7 protein-coding genes are annotated in these 7,098 nt (G+C 45.9%); 6 read left to right on the top strand and 1 reads right to left on the bottom strand.

The genetic code is table 11. The annotated features are described in order from the left end of the window. From Q0135_RS03370 to Q0135_RS03345, 6 genes are all read left to right on the top strand, one after another. Nucleotides 1-205 (top strand): hypothetical protein (locus Q0135_RS03370; RefSeq protein ID WP_297988231.1); only part of this gene is annotated, 205 nt, incomplete at its 5' end. Between the two features lie 37 nt (nucleotides 206-242). Next, nucleotides 243-629 (top strand): phytanoyl-CoA dioxygenase, encoded by a 387-nt coding sequence (locus Q0135_RS03365; protein ID WP_297988229.1) that lies wholly within the window; start codon nucleotides 243-245, stop codon nucleotides 627-629. 208 nt (nucleotides 630-837) lie between these two features. Further along, nucleotides 838-1,239, top strand: coding sequence for a hypothetical protein (locus Q0135_RS03360; protein ID WP_297988226.1), 402 nt, complete (start codon nucleotides 838-840; stop codon nucleotides 1,237-1,239). 220 nt (nucleotides 1,240-1,459) lie between these two features. Then, the gene (gene trpB, locus Q0135_RS03355; RefSeq protein ID WP_297988225.1) at nucleotides 1,460-2,641 is read left to right on the top strand and encodes a tryptophan synthase subunit beta; all 1,182 of its coding nucleotides are present in this window, start codon (nucleotides 1,460-1,462) and stop codon (nucleotides 2,639-2,641) included. Further along, entirely contained in the window at nucleotides 2,634-3,380 is a 747-nt protein-coding gene (trpA, locus tag Q0135_RS03350) for a tryptophan synthase subunit alpha (protein WP_297988224.1), read from the top strand. The genes trpB and trpA overlap by 8 nt, the downstream gene beginning before the upstream one ends. Nucleotides 3,381-3,390: 10 nt before the next feature. Beyond that, the gene (locus Q0135_RS03345) at nucleotides 3,391-4,533 is read left to right on the top strand and encodes a hypothetical protein (RefSeq protein WP_297988223.1); all 1,143 of its coding nucleotides are present in this window, start codon (nucleotides 3,391-3,393) and stop codon (nucleotides 4,531-4,533) included. Between the two features lie 220 nt (nucleotides 4,534-4,753). On the opposite strand, the gene Q0135_RS03340 is transcribed toward Q0135_RS03345, so the two are convergent. After that, complete coding sequence (locus Q0135_RS03340; RefSeq protein ID WP_297988221.1) at nucleotides 4,754-6,850, bottom strand: TonB-dependent receptor; 2,097 nt, start codon at nucleotides 6,848-6,850, stop codon at nucleotides 4,754-4,756. Between the last annotated feature and the right edge of the window lie 248 nt (nucleotides 6,851-7,098).

Raw genomic sequence — 7,098 nt, 5'->3', positions numbered from 1 at the left:
ATTTTGTTTCTTACCATACGAGAGAGATGCGCTAAGAGAGCTTATGGAGCTCATAGATAGATACTTTAAAGATCAAAGCTTGCTAGAGGGAGATACTTATGACTATCTAGTATATCAGAATAAATCATGGATAGAGGTCAGAGAGCTAGCCTTAAAGACCTTGCATATTTTCGGATATGATTTAGGTGACTTTGACCTATATTAAGCTCACGGAGCAGCACTTAAATAAAAAGGAAACCCAAATGCAAATTAACGGAAAAGAGATATTTAAGAAAGGCACTCTTATGTGCCGCCTAAGTCGAATGGCTTCTTTGGAGTATCAGGACAAATATATCGTTTATCCCACAATCAATAAATATGAAGATCCGTCGAAAATGGCAGAATTTTTATATACCGAATGTAAAAATGCCCTATTGGAGCAATTTGAATTTTGCTTCCTACCATACGAGAGAGATGCACTAAGAGAGCTTATGGAGCTCATAGATAGATACTTTAAAGATCAAAGCCTACTAGAAGGCGTATGTGAATATTTGGTCTATCATAATAAATCATGGGTAGAAGTCAGGGAGCTAGCCTTGAAGACTTTGTATATCTTCGGATATGATTTGAAAGACTTCGACTATGATTAAACCCATATTGGACTTAGCAGAATGAAATTTGTCGTATATATCTTTACTCTGCTGCTATGCCTAAGTGCCTGGGCTTCTATAGATATTAATGGTATAAGCGATAGCAAATCAAGCTCTATAGCAGCAGGTATAGGCATAAGCGGCAGTAAAACACAAAAATCAAGGGTTTATATCCGTAAAATTTAAAAATTCCTAACAAGGCAATAAAATGAAATTTTTAAAACGATACAAAAATATTATTCTATTACCATTTTTGCTAATTATTTCGTTTTTTGTTTTCCGTATGATTTATACGGAAATAATTAGCGAGTGCGCTCCAATGAGGCTTTTTTCAAAAAATTCTCTAAGTAATAGCGGTTATGTTGAGTTAAAAGCAAAATGTATAAAAAAGGCTTTGGAAAATAACGATAATCACCTTATTATGCAGTATTTTAAAAGAGAAACGAGCGAGTGCCTCGAAATTATTGATGAATCGTCAAAAATTCCGCATAATTTGATTAGAGTTAATAGCTTTGAAGAGTGGAAAAAATTAAGACTTACAGATACTGACAATATAATTTGCCCTATCGGTAATTCTAAAAAGAGCGATATTGGCAATGAAAGCAAATAAATTCACAAATTATTCAAATTCATGAAGTTGGGGCTGCTCATCAAGCAAAACATTAGCCGCAATTTGAAGCGTAAATTTTAAAATTTGCTATCTTGCGCCGCGCGTTTTTTGCGGCTGCATATCCGATAAATTTAGAAGAGCGCCGCAAAAGGCGCCGTCAAAAAAGCGAAATTTAACGCGAAATTTTATATAATCTTACGATTTAATGCGAGGAGATAGGATGAATAAAAAGGCGTATTTCGGGAGTTTCGGCGGGCAGTTCGTGCCTGAGACGGCGATGTTTGCGCTCGAGGAGTTGGAGGATGCGTACAACACCATAGCGCAGACGAAGGAATTTAAAGACGAGCTAGGTTACTTGCTGCGCGAATACGCTGGGCGTCCGACGCCGCTATATCACGCCGCGCGCCTTAGCGAGCACTACGGGCATGAAATTTATCTAAAACGCGAGGATCTTAACCATACGGGCGCTCATAAGATCAACAACGCCCTAGCGCAAGCGTTGCTCGCCAAAAAAATGGGCAAAAAAAAGATCATCGCCGAAACCGGTGCGGGTCAGCACGGCGTGGCGACGGCGACGGCAGCGGCGCTATTTGGGCTTGAGTGCGACGTGTATATGGGCGAGACCGACGCTGCGCGCCAGCAGCTCAACGCCTTTAGGATGCAGCTTCTGGGCGCAAATTTAATCAAAATCGGCACCGGTTTAAAAACGCTCAAAGAGGCCACCACCGCGGCGATTCAGGCATGGGTGAATGAGATCGAGAGCGTATTTTACGTCATCGGCTCGGCGGTCGGACCGCATCCGTATCCGAAGATGGTTAGGGATTTTCAAAGCGTTATCGGCGCCGAGACCAGATCGCAGCTCGCAAGCAGGGGGATTAAAGCCGATTACGTCCTAGCCTGCGTGGGCGGCGGAAGCAATGCGATAGGAATTTTTAGCGCGTTCGTGGATGATCCTAGCGTGCAGCTCGTGGGCATCGAGGCGGGCGGCTTGGGCGCACAAACCCCTTATCACGCAGCGACTATTACCAATGGGCGCGCGGGCATCATCCACGGTATGAAAACGATCGTGCTACAGGATAAATTCGGCATGATTGAGCCTGTTCACAGCATCTCGGCGGGGCTTGATTATCCTGGAGTGGGCCCGGAGCACGCACATCTACACGAGATAAGTCGCGCAAAATACGAAGCGGTAACCGACGATGAGTGCATCACGGCGCTTAAACTGCTCTGTAGGCTCGAAGGCATCATCCCTGCGATCGAAAGCGCGCACGCGCTAGCGTATTTGCAAAAGCTCTGTCCGCAGCTAAAGGGCAAAAAAACGATCGTCGTAAACGTAAGCGGCAGGGGTGATAAGGATATGGATACCGTGATGAATTACAAAAAAGGAACGATTTATGGATAAGATCAAGACGGCCTTTGCGGGCAAAAAGGCGAACATCGGCTACATCGTGGCGGGCTACCCGAGCCCCGCGCACACGAAGGAGTTTTTGTCAAATTTAGACGAAAGCGTGATCGACCTGCTTGAGATCGGCATCCCGTATTCCGACCCGCTCGCAGATGGCCCCGAAATTTTTAAGGCGAGCTTTTCCGCGGTGCAAAACGGCGTAAATGCGGAGAAGGTATTTGAAATTTTAAAAGGGGTGCAAACGCGCAAGCCGCTTGTGTTTTTGGTCTATTACAACGTGATCTTTGCCTACGGCGCGCGCGAGTTTGTAGCGCAGGCGGCGCGCTATGGCATCAGCGGGCTAATAATCCCCGATCTGCCGTATGAGGAAAATGAAGAAATTTTCGTGCTTTGCGAGGAGTTCGGTATCGCGCTCATCCCGCTTATTAGTGTTACGAGCGAGCACCGCGCCGCGCGAGTTTTGAGCCGCGCGCGAGGCTTCATCTACGGCGTGGGCGCTATCGGCGTGACCGGAAGCAAGCAAACTCCGATCTCGCGCCTTAAAAATATGGTCGCCGATCTTAAAAAAATGAGCGATCTGCCCGTGGCGATCGGCTTTGGTATTCGTACTGCCGGCGACGTTCGCGCTACTAAAGAATACGCAGATGGCGCTATCATCGGCACTGCGATCGTAAATTTATGCGCGAACTACGGCGGGCGCGAGCTGCAAAATAAGATCGCCGAACTTTTTAACTAACGGAAAGAGCATGAAAAAGATATTTTTGATTTTAATCGCAAATTTTTGCCTCGGCGCCAATCTGATGCAATACGATCTTTTCAACCACGACGATAGCGTGGATATCGTCTTGGCGTTTGACTCCGCATATAAGCCCGACATCGTGCGCAGCGTCGATGGGCAGTCGATGAGCCTTATTTTAAAAGGGCTTGGCGGTGATGAGAAATTTAACGAGATGCGTACCAATCAAAAGGTCTTAAAAAGCTTTACGATCGCGCCTAAGGGCAAGGATATTGAGATAAATTTCCCTACCGGTGCCGATCTTTTAGTAGATGCCCACTCCCAAGACGATGATTTAAAGCTCATTTTGCGCGTAAAAAATCCCGCTTTCGATCAAAGCAAGATGAGCGTAAAGAGCGAGGCGAATGAAACGGCGCAAAGCAGCAGCAACGGGATTTCCGTGATGCCGATAATAGTAGCGTTACTGCTTGCGGCTGCGGCTTTCGTCGGCGTGCGAAAATTTTTATCGCATAAGCCGCAAAAAAGTATTGACGAGACATGGCGGGTTTTTGAAGACGACGCTAGCATGGATAGCGCTGACGTGGACGAAGCGGGCATAGATGAAATTTTAAACGACTCCTCTTTTAAAAATCAGAGCGGATCAAAGAACCCAAATTATTCTGACGCGCAAGAGTTTGCGAAGAAAGATGAAGCCTCTGCTTTAAATTCCAAAAATTCTAACGACTTAAAAAACGTAGATAGCGCAGATTTTTTAAGAGGCGAGAACGTGAGCGAAGAGAGTGCACACGATAAATTTTACGATGAAGTTGCGCGTGCCGAGCGTTCGGAAGCTACGGAGGCGGACGAAAACTATGAGAGCGCCGAGAATATAAGAGCAGCGGATAAAATTTCGCCGCTTAAAGTAAGCTCTGCCGAGAGTGGTACGATGGAATTTCGCGAGGGAGCAAAAGAAAGATCGGATGCAAAAGAGCCCAAGGTTTCGGCATTTAGAAGCATTTTAGAAAATGAGCTGCTTAGCTCGGATACCGCAAGACCTAGCGACGTGCGAGTAGAGCTGGTGCGCGAAATCGACGAAAATAATGCAGCCGTAGTGCTAAGCTTCGCAGGCAAAAAACATCTAGTGGTGTTAAAAAGCTCCAACGCTATCGATTGATGAGGCGTGGAATTTCGCAGCTTGCGGGCTTTACGACCCATAAAATTTTTGCAGTTTGTTAAATTTTAAAAATTGCGGAATTTTATAGCGCTAGAAATTTATGCCACATTTAAGCCTCATTGCCAAAAGGTCGCGATGAGGCTTAAATTTAAAAAGAAAGAGGGCGAAAGCTCGGGTAAGTTTTAAAATTTAACCCGCGCTTTGCCCATATAAGCTTAATCTAAAATCTTACTTCCAAATCGACGTAGAAATTTCGTCCAGCACCCACCACCACAGTCTCGCGCGTGCGGTTTGCGTTGATATAATGCTTATCGAAAATATTATTTACGCCAAAGCCTACATCCGCGCCGTCAAGGACTGGAATAACGCCGTTTTTGATCTTGTAGCTTCCTCTGAAATTTGCGATCGTGAAAGCTTTATCGACGTAAAAATATTCCGTTCTGCGTGCGAAATAGGAAGCGGGTTTAGAATGAGGCTTAAAATAGTGGCTTACCTCAAAGCCTAAATTTAAATCGTGCAGAGGCGAGTAGAAAGCGTGCGCGCTTAACTTTTTGGCGTGATTGTTTATATTTTCGTGCGTCTTTTTATTGTAAATTCTAAGTCGCTCGAAGCTCGCGCCGAAATCAAAGTCCTGCGTTTGGTAGTTTGAGCTAAACTCAAAACCATGCCTTTTGGCTTGATCGATATTTTGATACTGCCCGTATTGTTGCGAAAAGCCGCCCGGCGGCACGCCAAGATGTGGTAGCGCCTTTATGCCGATCATATCTTCGATCTTGCCGTTAAAGTAGATAAATTTCATATCGAAGTGATCGTCCGTAAAAATTTCATCCTGTTTAAAGCTAAATCCGACCTCGTACTCTTTTACGGTCTCGGGCTTTAGATCGGGATTTGGGATGTAATAATAATGTATGTTCATCGGCCCTGATTGCGATGTCTCGTGCGGAGTAGGCGCGCGGAAACTCTCGCTGTATCCCGCTAAAAGCGTAAATTTATCAAAGAGCGTATAGGCAATCGCCGCGCGCGGAGAAAATCTGGAATCTTTAAATTTAGCCGATCTGCCTTTGATGTCGCGATCGAATCTATCGTATCTACCGCCTAAGGTAAGCTCTAAATCATCGTGCAAGCGGATCAAATCCTGCGCGAAAAGCCCGTAGCTATTGTATTCGTTCGGAAAGGAGGCAAAATCCGATAGCACGCCGTTTAGGATATAGGTCGCATCCTCTTGCCGCTTTTCGTAATCGCCGCCGAAAGCAAAGCTGTGGTTTAAAAAGCCCGTATCAAATTCCGAGATATTTTTGATCTCCAGCCCCTTGCGATCATCTTTATTGGCGTAATCTAGCGTGCCCGTAGGTTGTTGATCTTTATAGCCTCGCTTATACTCGGCTCTGCTTTTATAGGCCTTAAAAGACATATCCACTAGCGGGCTTTGCGGCGTGAAATTCCAATCAAAAACATAATCTCTCTGGCTTAAATTTCCATGTACGAAGAGATCCTCCTCGTTTTTCCATAGCGTTTGCCAGACGGTGTGTAAATTTTCGTCGTAATCAAAGGCGCTGAAGCTTATGCGGTGATCGTCTAAGTTCGCGCCGATTTTGAAAAATCCTGTATCGATATGCTCGTTATTAAAGCTCTTGTCGTAGCCCTCGCCGTAGTGCGTACCGCCGTCTGCGAGCTTGATATTGCCGTAGCTTGCGCGCTTGCCGTAGAGTAAAACATCAATCGGAATTTCCTCGCCCTTGCCGTAAACCGCGCCGCGCGTGCTATGCATATTGTTTGATTCGAGCCTCTGCCCTAGCATCAAGCCTACGCTTTTGCCCTCGCTTAGATAATCGCTCGCGCTTTTGGTTTGCATATTTACGATACCGCCGATCGCGCCCGAGCCGTGCAGCACGGACGAGGCGCCCTTTATGACCTCGACGCGCTTTAGGATGTCGCTATCGGTGCGGAAGGATGAGATCATATTGGAGTAAATTCCCACGCTCCTGCGCACGCCGTCTTGCTTGATGATGACGCGCTCGTCGCTTTGATATCCAAATCCGCGGATCTGAAACTGCCTGCCGATCTGACGCCCCATATCCATGCTGCCGTCAACGCCCGGTATCTGCATGATCGAATCGATCACGTTGGTTTTGGCTTTCATATCCTTGGGGGTTAAAATTCCGGCCGAGCCCGCGTATTTTAGGTTATCGACCGCGCTTACCGTCGCTTGCACGACGATTTGACCCAGATCCTGCGACTTCGTGGCGTTGTTTTCGGCCGCATTTGCTACGCCTATCGCGCCTATAGCAAGCGGCACCAATAAAATTTGCTTTTTCATACCCCGACCTTTAAAATAAAATTGAAATACATTATTATATATCTACATACTTAATTAAGGTTGAAATTTAATTTCAAAAACATTTGAAATTTGTTTTTATTGGCAGCAAGCATTGTACCTCGTCTGAGCCATTTCTGCGTTTTGGCTGCGTCTTGTTTGTACTTTATCGCGCCGCTTCTGCGCCTGGGCTCCGCTTACGTCAGTTTGTATCGTGTTTCGTCTGACTGCCTCTGCGCTTTAGCTTCTCG

Source organism: uncultured Campylobacter sp. (genome assembly GCF_937981295.1).
In the GTDB taxonomy this organism is placed as follows: Bacteria; Campylobacterota; Campylobacteria; order Campylobacterales; family Campylobacteraceae; genus Campylobacter_B.
This window is presented reverse-complemented; position numbering and strand designations above follow the sequence as displayed.